Source organism: Stenotrophomonas sp. Steno-Z2, from assembly GCF_056393235.1.
Genome location: NZ_JBWJOY010000001.1, coordinates 319,506 through 336,417 on the forward strand (window position 1 = coordinate 319,506; position 16,912 = coordinate 336,417).

Genomic DNA, 16,912 nt, shown 5'->3' on the forward strand with positions numbered 1-16,912 from the left:
ACAAGACGCAATGAGCTCCGCACCCAAGACCCTGTATGACAAGCTGTGGGACGCGCACGTCGTCGTCCCCGAAAGCGACAGCGCGCCGGCCGTGCTGTACATCGACCTGCACCTGATCCACGAAGTCACCTCGCCGCAGGCCTTCACCGAACTGCGCGAGCGCGGCCTGAAGCCGCGCCGCCCGGAGCGCACCAAGGCGACGATGGACCACTCCACGCCGACCCTGCCGGCCGGCGCCGACGGCAAACTGCCCTACGCGAGCAAGGCATCCGAAGCGCAGGTGGAGATGCTGGCGAAAAACTGCGCCGAGTACGGCATCGAACTGTTCGACATGGCCTCGAGCAACCGCGGCATCGTGCACGTCATCGCGCCGGAACAGGGCTTTACCCAGCCGGGCATGACCATCGTCTGCGGCGACAGCCACACCTCCACCCACGGCGCGTTCGGCGCGCTGGCCTTCGGCATCGGCACCAGCGAAGTGGGCCACGTGCTGGCCACGCAGTGCCTGCTGCAGCGCAAGGCCAGAACCATGGCCATCACCGTCGACGGCGAACTGGCGCCCGGCGTCGGCGCCAAGGACGTGGTGCTGCACATCATCGGCGTGATCGGCGTCAACGGCGGCACCGGCCACGTCATCGAATACCGCGGCTCGGCGATCCGCGCGATGGACATGGAACAGCGCATGACCCTGTGCAACATGTCCATCGAGGCCGGCGCCCGCGCCGGCATGGTGGCGCCGGACCAGCTCACTTTCGACTGGGTGGCGAAAACCCCGCGCGGCCCCAGGGGCGCCGACTTCGACACCGCCGTCGCTTACTGGAAGACGCTGCGCAGCGACGAGGGCGCGCGCTTCGATGTCGAAGTGCGCATCGACGCCGCCGACATCCGCCCCACCCTGACCTGGGGCACGCACCCGGGCACGGCCATCGCCGTGGACGCGCCGATCCCGGCCGCCAACGACGCCGCCGCGCAGAAGGGCTTGGACTACATGAAGTTCGAAGCCGGCCACGCGCTGGCCGGCACGCCGGTGGACGTGGTGTTCGTCGGCTCCTGCACCAACGGCCGCCTGAGCGACATGCGCGAAGTGGCGCAGGTGCTGCGCGGCCGCCGCGTCGCCGCCGGCGTGCGCATGCTGGTGGTGCCGGGCTCGGAGATCGTCAAGCGCGATGCCGAGGCCGAAGGCATCCACGAGATCGTGCGCGCCGCCGGCGCCGAATGGCGCGAACCCGGCTGCTCGATGTGCATCGCCATGAACGGCGACCTGGTCGCGCCGGGCCAGCTGGCGGTGAGCACCAGCAACCGCAATTTCGAGGGCCGCCAGGGCCCGGGTTCGCGCACCCTGCTGGCCTCGCCGCTGAGCGCGGCGTGGGCCGCGGTGAACGGCAAGGTCGCCGACCCGCGCGAGCTGTTCAACCAGGAGGTGGCGTGATGGCCCGCTTCCTTCTCCCTGCGGGAGAAGGTGCCCCGAAGGGGCGGATGAGGGCCGCCACTCGCGCCCCCTCTCCGATCGTCCCGCCAACCACGCAACCGCACCCTCATCCGGCGCCATGCGCCACCTTCTCCCGCGCGGAGAAGGGCAACGCCCAGGAACTGCATTGATGGCCGCTTTCACCCAACTCGTTTCGCGCAGCGTGGTGCTGCGCCAGACCAACATCGACACCGACCAGATCATCCCGGCGCGGTTCCTGTCCACCACCGAACGCGCGGGGCTGGGCAGGAACGCCTTCAACGACTGGCGCTGGCAGGCCGACGGTTCGCCGAACCCGGAGTTCGCCTTCAACCAGCCGCAGAACGCGGGCCGCAGCATCCTGCTGGCCGGCCGCAACTTCGGCTGCGGCTCCTCGCGCGAGCATGCGCCGTGGGCGCTGACCGACCTGGGCCTGCGGGCCATCGTGAGCAGCGAGATCGCCGACATCTTCCGCGGCAACGCGCTGAAGAACGGCCTGCTGCCGATCGTGCTGGACGAAGCCGACGTGCAGGAACTGATGCAGCGCCCGGACGACGAACTGACCATCGACGTCGCCGCGCGCGAACTACGCACCCCGGCCGGCAAGGTCTATGCCTTCCCGCTGGACGGCTTCTCGCAGACCTGCCTGCTGGAAGGCGTGGACCAGCTGGGCTGGCTGCTGGGGCGGGTGCCGGAGATCGAACGCTACGAGAGCCAACAGGCAGCGTGACGCTTTTGCCTTCTCCCTCCGGGAGAAGGTGGCGCGCAGCGCCGGATGAGGGTACGGGCGAAGCCTCTTGCACCCAAACAACGCAAGGGCTTCGCCCGTACCCTCACCCCAACCCCTCTCCCGGAGGGAGAGGGGCTAAATGACAAAAAACAAAACAACCGGAAACCCCATGCAAGCCAACATCGTCGTACTGCCGGGTGACGGCATCGGCCCCGAGATCACCGTCGCCGCGGTGGACGTGCTCAAGGCCATCGCCGCGCGCTTCGGCCATGACTTCACTTTCGCCGAGCACGACATCGGCGGCATCGCCATCGACAGGCACGGCGAGCCGCTGCCGGCCGCCACGCTGGAGGCCTGCAGCAAAGCCGACGCCGTGCTGCTCGGCGCCGTCGGCGGGCCCAAGTGGTCTGACCCCAACGCCAAGGTGCGCCCGGAACAGGGCCTGCTGGCCATCCGCAAGGCGCTGGGCCTGTTCGCCAACCTGCGCCCGGTGCGCACTCACCCGGCCGCGCTGCACGCCTCGCCGATCAAGGCCGAGCTGCTCACCGACGTGGACTTCGTGGTCGTGCGCGAGCTCACTGGCGGCATCTACTTCGGCGACAAGACCCGCGATGCCGACAGCGCCAGCGACCTGTGCCGCTACACCGTGGCCGAGATCGAGCGCGTGCTGCGCAGCGCCTTCCGCCTGGCGCAGCAGCGCCGCGGCAAACTGACCTCGGTGGACAAGGCCAACGTGCTGGAGACCTCGCGGCTGTGGCGCGACGTGGCCGCGCGCATCGGCCGCGAGGAATTCCCGGACGTGGAACTGGAACACCAGCTGGTCGATTCCATGGCCATGCACCTGATCGCCAAGCCGCGCGCCTACGACGTGATCGTCACCGAGAACATGTTCGGCGACATCCTCACCGACGAGGCCTCGATGCTGGCCGGCTCGCTGGGCCTGCTGCCGTCGGCCTCGCTGGGCGAACAGGGCAAGGTCGGCATCTTTGAACCCATCCACGGCTCGGCGCCGGACATCGCCGGCAAGGGCATCGCCAACCCCTATGCCACCATCCTCAGCGCGGCCATGCTGCTGCGCCACTCGCTGGGGCTGGAGGCCGAAGCCGCGGCCGTCGAGCAGGCGGTGGCCGCCGCGCTGGACGATGGCCTGTTCACCGCCGACCTTGCCGCGCAGGGACGAGCGCTTTCCACATCCCAGGCGGCGCAGGCGGTACTCGCCCGCCTGCAATGACTCCACGACGCGGCCTACGGGCCGCGTTTTCGTTCCGGCTGTCCTGTTGCTGTCCCTTCCCCACCTTCAGGAGGAATGCCCTTGAACCACCGCAGTCCCGACGCCTTCCTGGCCCATGTCGCCCGCCGCGACCCTGACCAGCCCGAGTTCCTGCAGGCGGTCAAGGAAGTCACCCACAGTCTCTGGCCGTTCCTGCAGCAGCACCCGCAGTATGCGCGGCATGGCCTACTGGAGCGGCTGGTCGAGCCAGAACGGGTCATCCAGTTCCGCGTGGCCTGGGCCGACGACAGCGGCCGCACCCACGTCAACCGCGCCTTCCGCGTGCAGCACAGTTCGGCCATCGGCCCGTTCAAGGGCGGCATGCGCTTCCACCCCTCGGTGAACCTGTCGATCCTGAAGTTCCTGGCCTTCGAGCAGACCTTCAAGAACGCCCTGACCACCCTGCCCATGGGCGGCGGCAAGGGCGGCTCCGACTTCGACCCCAAGGGCAAGAGCGAAGGCGAGGTGATGCGCTTCTGCCAGGCGCTGATGCTGGAGCTGTACCGCCACCTCGGCCCGGACACCGACGTGCCGGCCGGCGACATCGGCGTGGGCGCGCGCGAGGTCGGCTTCATGGCCGGCATGATGAAGAAACTCAGCAACAACGCCGCCTGCGTGTTCACCGGCAAGGGCCTGGCCTACGGCGGCAGCCTGATGCGCCCGGAAGCCACCGGCTACGGCACCGTCTACTTCGTCGAACAGATGCTGCACCACGCCCGCCGCGAAACCCATGGCGCCCGGGTGCTGATCTCCGGCTCCGGCAACGTGGCGCAGTTCGCCGCGCTCAAGGCCGCCGAACTCGGCGGCAAGGTCCTCACCTTCTCCGATTCCGGCGGCACCCTCTACGCCCGCGACGGCTTCGACGAACAGGCCATGCAGGACGTGATGGCGCTGAAGAACGAACGCCGCGGCCGCCTGTCCGAACTGGCCGGCGACAAACGCTTCGAGTTCCTCGAAGGCCGCCGCCCCTGGCACATCCCCGCCGACATCGCCCTGCCCTGCGCCACCCAGAACGAACTGGACGAAAGCGACGCCCGTACCCTCGTGCACAACGGCGCCCTGTGCGTGGCCGAAGGCGCCAACATGCCCTCCACCCTGGAAGCGGTGGACGTCTTCCTGCAGGCCGGCACCCTCTACGCCCCCGGCAAGGCCAGCAACGCCGGCGGCGTCGCCACCTCCGGCCTGGAAATGAGCCAGAACGCATTGCGCCTGTCCTGGCGCCACGCCGACGTGGACGAACGCCTGCACGTGATCATGAAGGAGATCCACGCCAACTGCGTACAGCATGGCAAGCGCGCGGACGGCAGCGTCAACTACGTCGATGGCGCGAATATCGCGGGGTTCGTGAAGGTGGCGGATGCGATGTTGGCGCAGGGGTTGTATTGAGGGTTGCTGATCCCTTCTTCTGATCGGAAGAAGGGACACCGCCGGTCCCGGTCAAAGCAAATCATCCCTTCAAGCGCTTGAGCGCTTGCGTTATGCCGAGCAAGTCGTGGCGTAACCGGTATGCCCGCAAACGCGCGGTGTTAGCCGTCGGCCGTGGGACCACACCACACCCCCACCCATTCCAAGTCATTGATATTTATAGCATCAACGCATCTTCACATTAGAACCAGAAAGCGGGACACTTGGGCAATGCCGCGATCAGGCGGCGGAATAGGCGTTAGGGGGCATAGGAGGTTTCATGAACGTCTTTATTAGCTGGTCTGGGGAGCGCAGCAAAAGAGTTGCGCTCTTTCTTAGGGAGTGGCTCTCCTGTGTCCTACAAAACGTTAATCCATGGGTGTCTTCCAAGGATATAGACCGCGGATCGTTATGGTTCTCCGAGATAAGTCAAAAGCTGGGTGAGACTGCTGTCGGTATCATTTGCCTCACTCAAGAGAACAAAGAGAAGCCGTGGATTCTTTTTGAGGCGGGAGCTCTGGCCAAGGGGCTTAACTCAAATCGTGTATGCACGCTGCTTATTGATCTTGAGCCGAAAGATATTGGCGATCCTCTTGCTCAGTTCAATCACACGGCCCCAGATAAGGCGGGCATCCTTGACCTAGTGTCAACATTAAACGTGGCATCAGGGACGAAACTTCTTGATGATCAGGTACTGAGAAGGGTGTTTGATACATACTGGCCGCAGTTTGAATCAGAGTTCTCAGAGATTCTCACTTCAACGCCAAACATTCAGACTAAGCCGAGAGCTAAAGATGACGTGCTTTCAGAGATTCTTGACAACACGAGATCTCTTTCTAGTCGCATAAGAAAGTTAGAAGAGCAAACGATTCGGCTTGGCAATTCAGGCATGCACTCCCCGACCCCGCTCAGCGAGCAAACCCTCCACAGCTTGATGCTTGAACGATTCGCAAATGACCCTGCTTTCAGAAGTGAGCACGGCCTCCCAGACGAGTTGCTAAAAACGTACTACGGGATCACGCGTCCGAAGCCCAAAAAGGATGCCCCCTAACAATTCATTCAAGCCGACGCCGCTTCGCGGCGCGGCTTAATTCAGGCGCTAGGCGCCAGCCGTAATGTATGAGCTAGCGGATAGAGCAGAAAAATAGGAGAATTTCGAATATGGATGATCAGCGTCGAATGATCCGATTTCGGCAAATACTCGACTTCCCATATTTCAAGCTGAAGCCCGGATCAAGCTCTTGCCCTATCCATCCGAATCCTATTGGCACCGCATTCCCGGTGACCTCAAATCTATCATTGCTTGATCTATGGCTTTCGCAATCCTGCAAATGCGACATTTACGGCATATCCGAGGTCAGACTTAGCATGCTCGTCGCTGACGGTGAAATCTCGCATCAAGTCGAGACTGACTCATCAACCAGCCCGACCATGCCGGACTCCAAACATGCAACGTAAATCGCCTACAACCTTCCGCACTCCAACGCCTAACAGTTCATCCAAGCCGAATCTGCATTCATAGCGCAGCTTAATTCAGGCGTCAGCCTCCACAACGGAACTTCTCGATGATCATTGCACTTGGAATCGCCGGATCAATTGCGTCTGTTATTGGGCTTCTAATCGCTGCCCCGACATGCAAGTCGCGTATTGTGCACCTGGCGTATGCGGTTTTCATCACCGCACTCGCGGGCGGAATGGTCTCGTATCAACAACAGGCGCTCGAGGCAGAGCACAAAATTAAGGAAATGCAGAAAATCGAAAGGGAAGCCGCCAAGTTACTTTCTGACTTCGACTTTACGACAAGCGGCTCGATGTCCGGCTTTATGCTCGCGTCTCTGTCGTTTTTGGAAAAACACAAAGCCGAACTTCCTGACACGTACGCGCGAGCTGCAGCCTTATGTGAAAACTCAGGATGCCTAAAGACGAATAATCGTGAATATAGTTCAAGCATGGAGCACTTCCACAACATGCAGGATGCGTCTTCCGCTATGCGGCGTTTGATTCAAGGCATCGCAAAGAGTGAAGGCTAGCAATTCGTTCAAAACGACACCACTTCACGGCGCAACTTACACTCAGGCGTTAAACACCCAAGGGAAAAGATCATGGCTCTCTTTTTTATCGACTACGATCTTCGCAAGACCCGCAATTACCAGCCACTTTACGATGAGCTAGTTAATTTCAAATCCATTAGAGTTCTTGAGTCATCTTGGTGCTTCCATCGATTCAATACAACATGCGCCGGGCTCCGCGATCACTTCAAGCAATTCATTGATTCGGATGATGGCCTGAGCGTAGTTGAGGTCACAGACTGGGCAACCTACAACACTCTTGGCACACCTAAGAACCTGTAGTGCCTAACAGCTCATCCAGGTTGATGCCACTTCATGGCACAGCTTAATTCATGGGATAGCCCCTCGCATGATGCTCAAGGAATTCCCGAGACCACTTGCAACCATCGTCGGCGAGGTGATCGGCGGTTACTACTATCACCACCGGACTATTGAGGCCTTGTTCTACGAGGCCGGCGCATCGGGTGAAGTGCCGGAGGGCAGTTGCGTAACGAAGGTCACGGAGTGGCTAATGCGGGAGGGCCGCGCCGATCCGAACAAGACGCTCTCGATACTCGGGAAGGTCTTAGAGGAGTTCATGGACGGCGACATGCCTCGCGCAAGCGGAGATAAGGCGAAGGATAAGGCGCGCCTAGAGGCTGCGCTGGGTCGCTACAACCTCACATATGGCTTCGGCGGCCGCATCTATGGCGCAACTGTTACGGCGCCCTCTAGGTCGCTCGCTGAGAAGCTCCGGGAAATCTCGATTCGCGAGATCGAAGAAGAGTTCGAGCGTGCTTACCGCACCATTGATTCCGATCCTCCCGCAGCGGTAACGGCTGCCTGTGCAATCGTGGAAGCCTTCTGTAAGAGCTACATCGCTGAGAATAGTTTGGACCTGCCCGCGAATCAGACCATCAAGCCTCTATGGGGTGCCGTCTCCAAGCACCTGCGCTTAGCACCTGAGAGTGTCGAGGAAGATGATCTAAAGCGGATACTTTCTGGCCTTAGCTCCATCGTTGATGGGATCGGCTCCTACCGAACTCATGCGGGCAGCGCCCACGGGCATGTCAGCCGATCCTATCGCGTCGCCCCTCGTCACGCCCGTCTGGCTGTTCACTCAGCTCACACTCTTTGTCTCTTTGCTATGGAAACTTGGCAAGTACGTCGAGGCGGGGGCTAACAATTCGTCCAAGCCGACGCCGCTTCGTGGCGCGGCTTAAATCAGGTGTTAGGTCTGCATGAAAGCCTCACTAGAAGATCGATTCCAAAGCTTTCTTGACGGCTTGCCTTACTCGCAGAAGATTGCCCCGGGCCGACCAAATGTGGGGCACGGCGAGAAGCAGGCTGACTACCTACTGCATGGAGGAAAGATTGTCGCAGAGATCAAAACACTGAAGGAGCCACAGAGCCAGAAGGGAGAGTCAGTAGTAAACGAATATCTTGATCATATTAAGGTCAAAATCTTCGGAACACTCCCGCTGTCTCGCATCGCTAGAAGCGACGAACATCTGCTAGCCCTTGATAAGACCATCTCCAGACGCATGACGCGCGGCATTGAGAGAGTATGTAAGAGCGCAGATGAGCAGATCGGCGCGGAGTTCAACAGGCTTCCACATCTCGCAACGGGAGTCCTGATTCTCATCAACGAGAATTTGAGCGACCTTCATCCACGGGCGGTAGCGGATCGCGTAGTCGACTTCACAAGATCAAAGGTCACAAACATCCACTACTGCCTACTAGTTTTTGAGTCTCACTTCGCAAGAATCAACAATAGACTATTGCCGTATCCATTGCTTCTTGACCTAACCTACAGCGCCAGACAAAGACGCTCGAGAAACTTCCTTAAATCTGCTCAGAATGAATGGGCAAAGCAGAATGGCTTTCCCAATGGACTGCCAGACCCTGAGCCAAGAGAGATTGAATATCATCCGGACTCAATTATTTTTGGTCGGTGACTGCAAACCCAATTCAAGCTGATGCGCTCGCAGCACGATTCAGCTCGAGCGCAGGAGCTTAGGAGTAAAAATGTCAACAATCACTGATCAAGGCAGAACAGGGGAAGAGGCCTTCAATCGCTGGCTTTCTCAATCTGGAATGTCTTATGTTTCAATCTGCCAAGCGCAAGATACATTCACTCCACTTTTTTCAATAAACGTCAAACGACCAGATTTCTTAGTGCTATTTGAGTCGGTCGGACTGCTTGCCGTGGACGTTAAAAATTACCACTGCTACCGCGGCGTTTACACGCTTGAGCTTGAGGCAGAGCTCCGGCGATCTCTTGTGTTCGAGCGACTTTTCAGACTTCCACTTTGGTATGCGTATTACGATCAGGAGAATGAAGAAGAATCCTGGTATTGGATAAGCGCACTTAAAGCCATTGAGGTGGGAGAGGTCCGCGAGAGGGGCAGCGATGGCTTGAAGTTTCTCGCAATTCGACGCGAAGAATTCGAACATATTTCTCGAGCGAGTGATTTGGCAAAGCTCTACACACACCGGCTCCCGGGCACGGCCAAGATCGCCACCTCCGTGATCCAGTGACCAAACAATTCATTCAGATCGACACTTCTTTTGGGTACAGCTTGATTCAAGCGCGGCACTGCATCGTATCGATCGAATGCCGTGGGCGGGCATTGCCCGCCCACGGCATGAAACAAGCTATTCCTCAGCAGCAATCACGATGCCGCGCCGGGTCACTATCACACGCGCGTTCTGGCCGACTTTGAGGCCCGCGGCCTCCAGCCAGTCACCGCACAGTCGCAGGTAGGGCACCTGTCGGGTCTTGAAGCGGCGATCCTTTTCCTTGGCTCGGCTTTCGTAGTACTGGCAGCCGACTCTCAGGATGCGCGACGTAAACCGGGGTTCGGTCTGTTCGGTCATGACGATCTCCTACGATTCGTTCTGTCTATTTCGCCTCCTGTTCAGAGAGGCGGCCGGGTGCTTGAACACGGTCGTAGGGCCGCCCGCAGCTTTTCCCTTTCGGGTGTTGCATGACTGCGCGCCACCCGGCCATAGAAAGCGCGGGGTACAAAAAAGCCACTGGGCTGTCGGGAGTGGCTTCCGCCTACGAAGGTGTGTTCAGCACCTGCGCAGGATCTAAACACTGCCTTTCGGCAGGGTCAACGTCAGGCAATCCCCCGCAGCCGCCCCAGGGTTACCCGATCCCGCTGCTCCAGGTCCTGCACGGTTTCCACTTCGTCGAAACCGCCCCGCTCCAGCAGCGCGCGGATGGCCGGGCCCTGGTCCCAGCCGTGTTCGAGCAGCAGCCAGCCGCCGGGGACGAGGTGGTCGGGGGCGCCGGCGATGATTTCGCGGATGGCGTCCAGGCCGTCGGCGCCGGAGGCCAAGGCCGGGGGCGGTTCGAAGCGCAGGTCGCCCTGCTGCAGGTGCGGGTCGCCGGCGGCGATGTAGGGCGGGTTGCTGACGATCAGGTCGAAGCGGTCCGCGCCCAGCGCGGCGTACCAGTGGCCGCGGCGGAACCAGACATTGTCCAGGCCGTGGGCCTGGGCGTTCTTCACCGCCACCGCCAGGGTGGGGCCGAGCAGGTCGGTGGCCATCACCGTGGCCAGCGGGCGTTCGCTGGCGATGGACAGGGCGATGGCGCCGCTGCCGGTGCCCAGGTCGGCGACGCGCGCCATGTCGTCGGCCGGCAGCCGCGCCAGCGCCTGTTCGACCAGCAGTTCGGTCTCCGGGCGCGGGATCAGGGTGGCGGTGTTGACCTGCAGGTCCAGGGTCCAGAAGCCGCGGCGGCCGGTGAGGTAGGCCAGCGGGTGGCCTTGGGCGCGGCGCTGCAGCAGCAGCTCGAAGCGTTGGCGGGCGTCGTCGTCCACCGGGTCGGTGGCGTGGGCGAACAGCCAGGCGCGGTCCACGCCCAGTACGTGCAGCAGCAGCTGTTCGGCCTCATGGCGGGCGTCCTCGCCGGGCAGCGTGGCGGCGCCTTCCCGCAACAGCTCGGCAACCTTCGGGCTGGACACTTCACTACCTCTTCGCGGGATGTTTCCGGGACCGGGAGGATAGTCACCCGGCCTGTCGCTGCCTACCGCGGCGGCGCCGGCCGGGATCGAGCCTGCCTATGCCTGCCCGTTCAGTTTGGCGGCCGCGGCGGCTTGGAAAGCCGGAAAAGTGCCCGATATCGGGGTCAGGGCCTGTCTGGCGGGCTGAATCAATAGCCAACATCTATTGATGCGATGCATTCAATTCATTTGTTTTATTAGGCGCTGCCTATTAGCCTGTGCTCCACGGTTCACCACCCGTCCCTTCAACCAAGAGGAAGTTCCATGTCCCTTATCAACACCCAGGTCCAGCCGTTCAAGGTCAACGCCTTCCACAACGGCAAGTTCATCGAAGTCACCGAGGAAAGCCTGAAGGGCAAGTGGTCGGTGCTGATCTTCATGCCGGCGGCCTTCACCTTCAATTGCCCGACCGAGATCGAGGACGCGGCCGAGCATTACGCCGAGTTCCAGAAGGCGGGCACCGAGGTCTACATCGTCACCACCGACACGCACTTCTCGCACAAGGTGTGGCACGAGACCTCGCCGGCCGTGGGCAAGGCCAAGTTCCCGCTGATCGGCGACCCGACCCACCAGCTGACCAACGCCTTCGGCGTGCACATTCCGGAAGAAGGTCTGGCCCTGCGCGGCACCTTCGTGATCAACCCGGAAGGCGTGATCAAGACCATGGAAGTCCATTCCAACGAGATCGCCCGTGACGTGTCCGAGACCCTGCGCAAGCTGAAGGCCGCCCAGTTCACCGCCGCGCACCCGAACGAAGTGTGCCCGGCCAAGTGGAAGGAAGGCGAAAAGACCCTGACCCCGTCGCTGGACCTGGTCGGCAAGATCTAAGGCCGTCCCTCGCTCCCACCCCGCCCCCCGCGGCGGGCGTGGGGGTGAACCGAAGCCGCGTCGAGCCAGCCCGCTCGTCGCCCGCCAGACGCGGTTCCGGTTCATCCCTACTTTCCCGGCGCGTTGCCTGCCGCAACCGCGCCCTCCCCCGTTTTGCCTCGAACAAGGAGTTGCGCCGTGCTCGACGACACCCTCAAGACCCAGTTGCAGCAGTACATGGGCCTGCTGCGCCAGCCGCTGCGCCTGGTGGCTTCGCTCGACGACAGCGCCGCCAGCGGCGAGATGCGCGGCCTGCTGGACGACATCGTCGCCGCCGGCAACGGCAAGATCAGCCTGGACGCCTCGGGCACCGACGCGCGCAGGCCCTCGTTCGTGATCGCCCGCGAAGGCGAAAACCACGGCGTGCGCTTCGCCGGCCTGCCGCTGGGCCACGAGTTCGAATCGCTGGTGCTGGCGCTGCTGTGGACCGGCGGCCATCCGCCGAAGGTGGCGCAGGAGGTGATCGACAGCATCAAGGCGGTGGACGGCGAGTTCGCCTTCGAGGTGTACATGTCGCTGACCTGCCACAACTGCCCGGACGTGGTGCAGGCGCTGGCGCTGATGGCCATCCTCAACCCGAAGATCAGCACCACGGTGATCGAGGGCGGCGCGTTCCAGCAGGAAGTGGAGCAGCGCCAGGTGATGGCGGTGCCGATGGTGTTCCAGGGCGGGGAGATGTTCGATTCCGGGCGCATGACGCTGGAGCAGATCGTCGCCAGGCTGGACACCGGCGCGGCGGCGCGCGATGCGCAGAAGATCAACGCCAAGGACCCGTTCGACGTGCTGGTGGTGGGCGGTGGCCCGGCCGGCGCGGCGGCGGCGATCTACGCCGCGCGCAAGGGCATCCGCACCGGCGTGGCGGCCGAGCGCTTCGGCGGCCAGGTGCTGGATACGCTGGCCATCGAGAACTTCATCTCGGTGCAGCACACCGAAGGCCCGAAGCTGGCCGCGGCGCTGGAACAGCACGTGCGCGAGTACGAGGTGGACATCATGAACCTGCAGCGCGCCACCAAACTGGTACCGGCCGGTGCCGATGGCCTGGTGGAAGTGCAGCTGGAGAATGGTGCTTCGCTGAAGTCGAAGTCGGTGATTCTTTCCACCGGCGCGCGCTGGCGGCAGATGAACGTGCCGGGCGAGAACGAATACCGCAACAAGGGCGTGGCCTATTGCCCGCACTGCGACGGCCCGCTGTTCAAGGGCAAGCGCGTGGCGGTGATCGGTGGCGGCAACTCCGGCATCGAGGCGGCCATCGACCTGGCCGGCATCGTCAGCCATGTCACCGTGTTCGAGTTCGACAGCAAGCTGCGCGCCGACCAGGTGCTGCAGGCCAAGCTCAACAGCCTGCCCAACGTGAAGGTGGTGCTCAACGCGCAGACCACCGAGGTGCTGGGCGACGGCCAGAAGGTGACCGGCCTGGTCTACACCGACCGCGTCGGCGGCGATTCGCACCGGGTGGAACTGGAAGGCATCTTCGTGCAGATCGGCCTGCTGCCGAACACCGAGTGGCTGCGCGGCACGGTGGAGCTGAGCGGGCGCGGCGAGATCGTCATCGACGAACGCGGCCAGACCAGCGTACCGGGCGTGTTCGCCGCCGGCGACTGCACCACGGTGCCGTACAAGCAGATCATCATCGCCATGGGCGCCGGCTCCACCGCCGCGCTGAGCGCCTTCGACCACCTGATCCGCACGTCGGCGCCGCAGCCGGTGGCGGCGGTGGCGGAGACGGCGTAAACCCCGATGCCGCCGGCCCGCCCGGCGGCATCCTCCTTGTGTAGGAGCGGCTTCAGCCGCGATGAGGCTTTCATGCGGCCCTCTCTCCCCCATGAAGCTGCCCACCCCGCTGCCGGGTTCAACGGGCATGCCACATCGCGGCTGAAGCCGCTCCTACGATCCTCTCCGCTGTTGCGAGGCCGTCGAAATGAACCTGCGTGACCTCAAATACCTGGTGGCGCTGGCCGAGCACAAGCACTTCGGCCGGGCCGCGGCCGCCTGTTTCGTCAGCCAGCCCACGCTCTCCACCCAGATCAGGAAGCTGGAGGAAGAGCTGGGCGTGCCGCTGGTGGAGCGCGCGCCGCGCAAGGTGATGCTGACCCCGGCCGGGCGCGAAGCGGCGGCGCGTGCGCGCGGCATCGTGGCCGAGGTCGAACAGATGAAGGAGGCCGCGCGCCGCAGCCGCGACCCCGAGGCCGGCACGGTGCGGCTGGGCATCTTCCCCACGCTGGGGCCGTACCTGCTGCCGCACGTGGTGCCGGCCATCCGCGAGCGTTTCCCGCAGCTGGAACTGCTGCTGGTGGAGGAAAAGAGCGACGTGCTGCTGACCCAGCTGCGCAACGGTCAGCTCGATGCCGCGCTGCTGGCGCTGCCGCTGCACGACGAGCAGCTGCACGCCGAATTCCTGTTCGAGGAACCGTTCGTGCTGGCCGCGCCGGAAAGCCACCCGCTGGCCGCGCACGCGACGCTGGGCATGGGCGACCTGGCCGACCAGCGCCTGCTGCTGCTGCAGGACGGCCACTGCCTGCGCGACCAGGCGCTGGACGTCTGCCACCTGGCCGGCGCGCTGGAGAAATCCGAGTTCCAGGCCACCAGCCTGGAAACGCTGCGGCAGATGGTGGCGGCCAATGTCGGCGTGACCCTGCTGCCGATGCTGGCGGTGAAGCCGCCGGTCGCGCGCTCGGAAAACATCCGCCTGCTCGGCTTCACCAGCGAGGATGCGCCCAGCCGGCGCATCGCCATGGTCTGGCGCCGCAGCTCGGCCATGGGCGATTTCCTGCAGCAGCTGGCGGGCATTTTCCAAAGCCTGCCGCCGGACCTGCTGGCCCTGTAACGCGCCTTGCCCCTGTAGGAGCGACTTCAGTCGCGATGAGGCTTTCCCGGCAAAGCCCCATCGCGACTGAAGTCGCTCCTACGGCTCTGCCAGGGCGCCCGTGCACGCCTGAACCGGGGCCGCCGGCGCATTGCATCCCCGCCGCCCCGCCCCCATGATCGGGGTGGGTCGCATCCGTTCCACATTCCCAGCACAATAGGCCCGGGCGGTGCCGGCTTGGCGCCGCCTTTTGCTTGTCTCTCAACAATTGCAGGAGTTTTTTCCATGCCGACCAACAGCGGCCTGCCCCCATCGATCATCGTCTCCAGCCGCGACATGGCCCGCCTCGAGGCCATGCTCGATTCCCCGGCCCTGAGCCGGCACCCGGCCGCCGTCGCCCTGTCCCAGGAGCTCGAACGCGCGCAGGTGCTGCCGCCGGAGGAAATCCCCGCAGGCATCGTCACCATGCACTCGCGCGTGGACTGCGTGGACGAACTGCACGACGAACAGCATTCCCTGACCCTGGTCTATCCGCACGAGGCGGATTTCGACAAGGGCCGCGTCTCGGTGCTCGCTCCGGTCGGCAGCGCCCTGCTGGGCCTGGCCGTCGGCCAGACCATCGACTGGACCGCGCCCGGTGGCCGCCAGCTGCGCCTGCGCGTGACCGCCGTCCACTACCAGCCCGAAGCCGCGGGCGATTTCCACCGCTGAGCGCCGCGCGCCGGCCCCGTACCAGGAATTCCGCAATGACCCGATCCAAGCTCGCCCAGCTGCGTGACCTGTCCGTCGTCGTCGCCGACACCGGCGACTACGAGGCCATCAAGCGCCTGCGCCCCGTCGACTGCACCACCAACCCGACGCTGGTGAAGAAGGCCCTCGACCTGCCGGTCTATGCCGGGCTGATCGAGCGCGAGTTGGCATGGGGCCGCGCCCAGGCCGGCGATCGTGCCGAGGTCGCCAAGGCCGTGGTCGACCGCCTGACCATCGGCGTGGGCACGATGCTGGCCGAACTGGTGCCGGGCCGCGTCTCCACCGAGGTCGATGCCGACCAGGCCCATGACACGGAAGCGACCATCGCCAAGGCGCGCCAGTTCATCGCCATGTACGAAGCGGCCGGCGTGCCGCGCGACAAGGTGCTGATCAAGATCGCCGCCACCTGGGCCGGCGTGGAAGCCACCCGCGTGCTGCAGGCCGAGGGCATCGACTGCAACCTGACCCTGATCTTCAACCCGACCCAGGCGCTGGCCTGCTCGGAAGCCGGCGCGTTCCTGATCTCGCCGTTCGTCGGCCGCATCCTGGACTGGTACGTGGCCAACGGCCAGGCGCCGGCCACCATCGATGAAGACCCGGGCGTGAAGTTCGTGCGCGGCGTGTACGCCGAGTTCAAGCGCCGCGGTTCGGCCACGGTGGTGATGGGCGCCTCGTTCCGCTCCACCGCACAGATCGAGGCGCTGGCCGGCTGCGACCGCCTGACCATCTCGCCGGACCTGCTGGAGAAGCTCGACGCCGACATGGGCGAGCTGCCGCGCAAGCTCTCGCCGCAGCCGACCGAGGCAGTCAACGTCGCGGCGATCGATGAAGCGAAGTTCGATGCGGACATGGCCGCCGACCCGATGGCCACCGAGAAGCTGGCCACCGGCATCGACGCCTTCGCCAAGGACCTGCAGGCGCTGCGCCAGCGCATCGCCGACGAACTGGCCCGCTGAACCTCGCAGGAGCGCACCTAGGTGCGCTCCTGCAGACAATCCGGCAAAAGCCTGACGGGGGGGGCCGCGAAGGCGCATGGGGGGCAAGCCCCGCCTCTACGGTGCCGGCTTCAGAAAATCCCCAGTTCCAACCCCGCCGCCAGCAACGCACCCAAGTCGCGGCCGCGCGCCAGTTCCGTTTCCGGCAGCACTTTCGATGCCGCAATCGCTCCCGGCGTCTGCGCATGGGTGCAGACCAGCACCGGTTCGGCCACTTCGCGCAGGCGCAGGCCGGTGGCGATGCGGCGCAGCTGGGCGATGGTCGGCTGCCCGTCCGAGCCGGCGCAGACCACCAGCGCATACGGCTTGCCGTCGCAGCGGCCCAGCAGCGGGTAGTAGCTGCGATCGAAGAAATCCTTCATCGCGCCGCTGATCGAGGCCAGCGTCTCCGGCGTGGCGAACACCACCGCATCGGCGGCCAGCACGTCCTCGGCACCGGCGTCGGCCGCGCGCAGCAGGCGCACGTCCAGCGCGTCGCCGGCGTTCCCGCGCGCGGCGGAGGCGACCGCTTCAGCCATCGCCCGGGTGGCGCCGGTGAAGCCATGCCACACCACCAGCAACCGCCGTGGCGCGGTGTCGGTCACC

At 63.9% G+C, this 16,912-nt stretch carries 17 protein-coding genes; 14 read left to right on the top strand and 3 right to left on the bottom strand.

Translation table 11 applies throughout. The annotated features are described in order from the left end of the window. Positions 1 to 10: 10 nt before the first annotated feature. The 9 genes from leuC to AC06FP_RS01420 all read left to right on the top strand — a co-directional run bounded on the left by leuC (position 11) and on the right by AC06FP_RS01420 (position 9,440). Entirely contained in the window at positions 11 to 1,429 is a 1,419-nt protein-coding gene (gene leuC, locus AC06FP_RS01380; protein ID WP_478074205.1) for a 3-isopropylmalate dehydratase large subunit, read from the top strand. A gap of 169 nt (positions 1,430 to 1,598) precedes the next feature. Beyond that, complete coding sequence (gene leuD / locus AC06FP_RS01385) at positions 1,599 to 2,177, top strand: 3-isopropylmalate dehydratase small subunit (RefSeq protein ID WP_456117008.1); 579 nt, start codon at positions 1,599 to 1,601, stop codon at positions 2,175 to 2,177. Between the two features lie 169 nt (positions 2,178 to 2,346). Then, positions 2,347 to 3,408 carry a 3-isopropylmalate dehydrogenase gene (leuB, locus tag AC06FP_RS01390; protein ID WP_478074206.1) on the top strand — a complete coding sequence of 354 codons (1,062 nt, stop codon included), beginning with the start codon at positions 2,347 to 2,349 and terminating at the stop codon, positions 3,406 to 3,408. A 75-nt stretch (positions 3,409 to 3,483) separates the two neighbouring features. After that, positions 3,484 to 4,833 (top strand): NADP-specific glutamate dehydrogenase, encoded by a 1,350-nt coding sequence (gdhA, locus tag AC06FP_RS01395; protein ID WP_478074207.1) that lies wholly within the window; start codon positions 3,484 to 3,486, stop codon positions 4,831 to 4,833. A gap of 298 nt (positions 4,834 to 5,131) precedes the next feature. After that, positions 5,132 to 5,902 (top strand): TIR domain-containing protein, encoded by a 771-nt coding sequence (locus AC06FP_RS01400; RefSeq protein ID WP_478074208.1) that lies wholly within the window; start codon positions 5,132 to 5,134, stop codon positions 5,900 to 5,902. 514 nt (positions 5,903 to 6,416) lie between these two features. Then, complete coding sequence (locus AC06FP_RS01405) at positions 6,417 to 6,881, top strand: hypothetical protein (RefSeq protein WP_478074209.1); 465 nt, start codon at positions 6,417 to 6,419, stop codon at positions 6,879 to 6,881. Positions 6,882 to 7,269: 388 nt separating this feature from the next. Next, entirely contained in the window at positions 7,270 to 8,082 is an 813-nt protein-coding gene (locus tag AC06FP_RS01410; protein ID WP_478074210.1) for an abortive infection family protein, read from the top strand. A 58-nt stretch (positions 8,083 to 8,140) separates the two neighbouring features. Then, positions 8,141 to 8,857 (top strand): hypothetical protein, encoded by a 717-nt coding sequence (locus tag AC06FP_RS01415; protein WP_478074211.1) that lies wholly within the window; start codon positions 8,141 to 8,143, stop codon positions 8,855 to 8,857. Positions 8,858 to 8,927: 70 nt separating this feature from the next. After that, entirely contained in the window at positions 8,928 to 9,440 is a 513-nt protein-coding gene (locus AC06FP_RS01420; RefSeq protein WP_478074212.1) for a hypothetical protein, read from the top strand. A gap of 117 nt (positions 9,441 to 9,557) precedes the next feature. Here AC06FP_RS01420 and AC06FP_RS01425 read toward each other — a convergent pair whose 3' ends face one another. Further along, complete coding sequence (locus tag AC06FP_RS01425; protein WP_478074213.1) at positions 9,558 to 9,779, bottom strand: SymE family type I addiction module toxin; 222 nt, start codon at positions 9,777 to 9,779, stop codon at positions 9,558 to 9,560. Positions 9,780 to 10,024: 245 nt separating this feature from the next. Then, positions 10,025 to 10,873, bottom strand: a complete 849-nt coding sequence (gene prmC, locus AC06FP_RS01430) for a peptide chain release factor N(5)-glutamine methyltransferase (RefSeq protein WP_478074214.1) — start codon at positions 10,871 to 10,873, stop codon at positions 10,025 to 10,027. 303 nt (positions 10,874 to 11,176) lie between these two features. Here prmC and ahpC point away from each other — a divergent pair, with 303 nt between their 5' ends. The 5 genes from ahpC to AC06FP_RS01455 all read left to right on the top strand — a co-directional run bounded on the left by ahpC (position 11,177) and on the right by AC06FP_RS01455 (position 16,288). Further along, positions 11,177 to 11,740, top strand: a complete 564-nt coding sequence (ahpC, locus tag AC06FP_RS01435; protein WP_104939538.1) for an alkyl hydroperoxide reductase subunit C — start codon at positions 11,177 to 11,179, stop codon at positions 11,738 to 11,740. Positions 11,741 to 11,917: 177 nt separating this feature from the next. Beyond that, entirely contained in the window at positions 11,918 to 13,510 is a 1,593-nt protein-coding gene (ahpF, locus tag AC06FP_RS01440; protein ID WP_478074215.1) for an alkyl hydroperoxide reductase subunit F, read from the top strand. Positions 13,511 to 13,697: 187 nt separating this feature from the next. Continuing rightward, positions 13,698 to 14,603, top strand: coding sequence for a LysR substrate-binding domain-containing protein (locus AC06FP_RS01445; RefSeq protein WP_478074216.1), 906 nt, complete (start codon positions 13,698 to 13,700; stop codon positions 14,601 to 14,603). A gap of 264 nt (positions 14,604 to 14,867) precedes the next feature. Then, positions 14,868 to 15,293, top strand: a complete 426-nt coding sequence (gene rnk, locus AC06FP_RS01450; RefSeq protein WP_433852422.1) for a nucleoside diphosphate kinase regulator — start codon at positions 14,868 to 14,870, stop codon at positions 15,291 to 15,293. A 35-nt stretch (positions 15,294 to 15,328) separates the two neighbouring features. After that, complete coding sequence (locus tag AC06FP_RS01455; RefSeq protein WP_478074217.1) at positions 15,329 to 16,288, top strand: transaldolase; 960 nt, start codon at positions 15,329 to 15,331, stop codon at positions 16,286 to 16,288. A gap of 110 nt (positions 16,289 to 16,398) precedes the next feature. On the opposite strand, the gene AC06FP_RS01460 is transcribed toward AC06FP_RS01455, so the two are convergent. Then, entirely contained in the window at positions 16,399 to 16,911 is a 513-nt protein-coding gene (locus AC06FP_RS01460; protein ID WP_478074218.1) for a flavodoxin family protein, read from the bottom strand. Position 16,912: the final 1 nt, after the last annotated feature.

What these genes read in the sequence shown, in the direction of transcription:
- leuC (WP_478074205.1), top strand. Translation starts at nt 11, where the DNA reads ATGAGCTCCGCACCCAAGACCCTGTATGACAAGCTGTGGGACGCGCAC.
- leuD (WP_456117008.1), top strand. Translation starts at nt 1,599, where the DNA reads ATGGCCGCTTTCACCCAACTCGTTTCGCGCAGCGTGGTGCTGCGCCAG.
- leuB (WP_478074206.1), top strand. Translation starts at nt 2,347, where the DNA reads ATGCAAGCCAACATCGTCGTACTGCCGGGTGACGGCATCGGCCCCGAG.
- gdhA (WP_478074207.1), top strand. Translation starts at nt 3,484, where the DNA reads ATGCCCTTGAACCACCGCAGTCCCGACGCCTTCCTGGCCCATGTCGCC.
- AC06FP_RS01400 (WP_478074208.1), top strand. Translation starts at nt 5,132, where the DNA reads ATGAACGTCTTTATTAGCTGGTCTGGGGAGCGCAGCAAAAGAGTTGCG.
- AC06FP_RS01405 (WP_478074209.1), top strand. Translation starts at nt 6,417, where the DNA reads ATGATCATTGCACTTGGAATCGCCGGATCAATTGCGTCTGTTATTGGG.
- AC06FP_RS01410 (WP_478074210.1), top strand. Translation starts at nt 7,270, where the DNA reads ATGATGCTCAAGGAATTCCCGAGACCACTTGCAACCATCGTCGGCGAG.
- AC06FP_RS01415 (WP_478074211.1), top strand. Translation starts at nt 8,141, where the DNA reads ATGAAAGCCTCACTAGAAGATCGATTCCAAAGCTTTCTTGACGGCTTG.
- AC06FP_RS01420 (WP_478074212.1), top strand. Translation starts at nt 8,928, where the DNA reads ATGTCAACAATCACTGATCAAGGCAGAACAGGGGAAGAGGCCTTCAAT.
- AC06FP_RS01425 (WP_478074213.1), bottom strand. Translation starts at nt 9,779, where the DNA reads ATGACCGAACAGACCGAACCCCGGTTTACGTCGCGCATCCTGAGAGTC.
- ahpC (WP_104939538.1), top strand. Translation starts at nt 11,177, where the DNA reads ATGTCCCTTATCAACACCCAGGTCCAGCCGTTCAAGGTCAACGCCTTC.
- AC06FP_RS01445 (WP_478074216.1), top strand. Translation starts at nt 13,698, where the DNA reads ATGAACCTGCGTGACCTCAAATACCTGGTGGCGCTGGCCGAGCACAAG.
- rnk (WP_433852422.1), top strand. Translation starts at nt 14,868, where the DNA reads ATGCCGACCAACAGCGGCCTGCCCCCATCGATCATCGTCTCCAGCCGC.
- AC06FP_RS01455 (WP_478074217.1), top strand. Translation starts at nt 15,329, where the DNA reads ATGACCCGATCCAAGCTCGCCCAGCTGCGTGACCTGTCCGTCGTCGTC.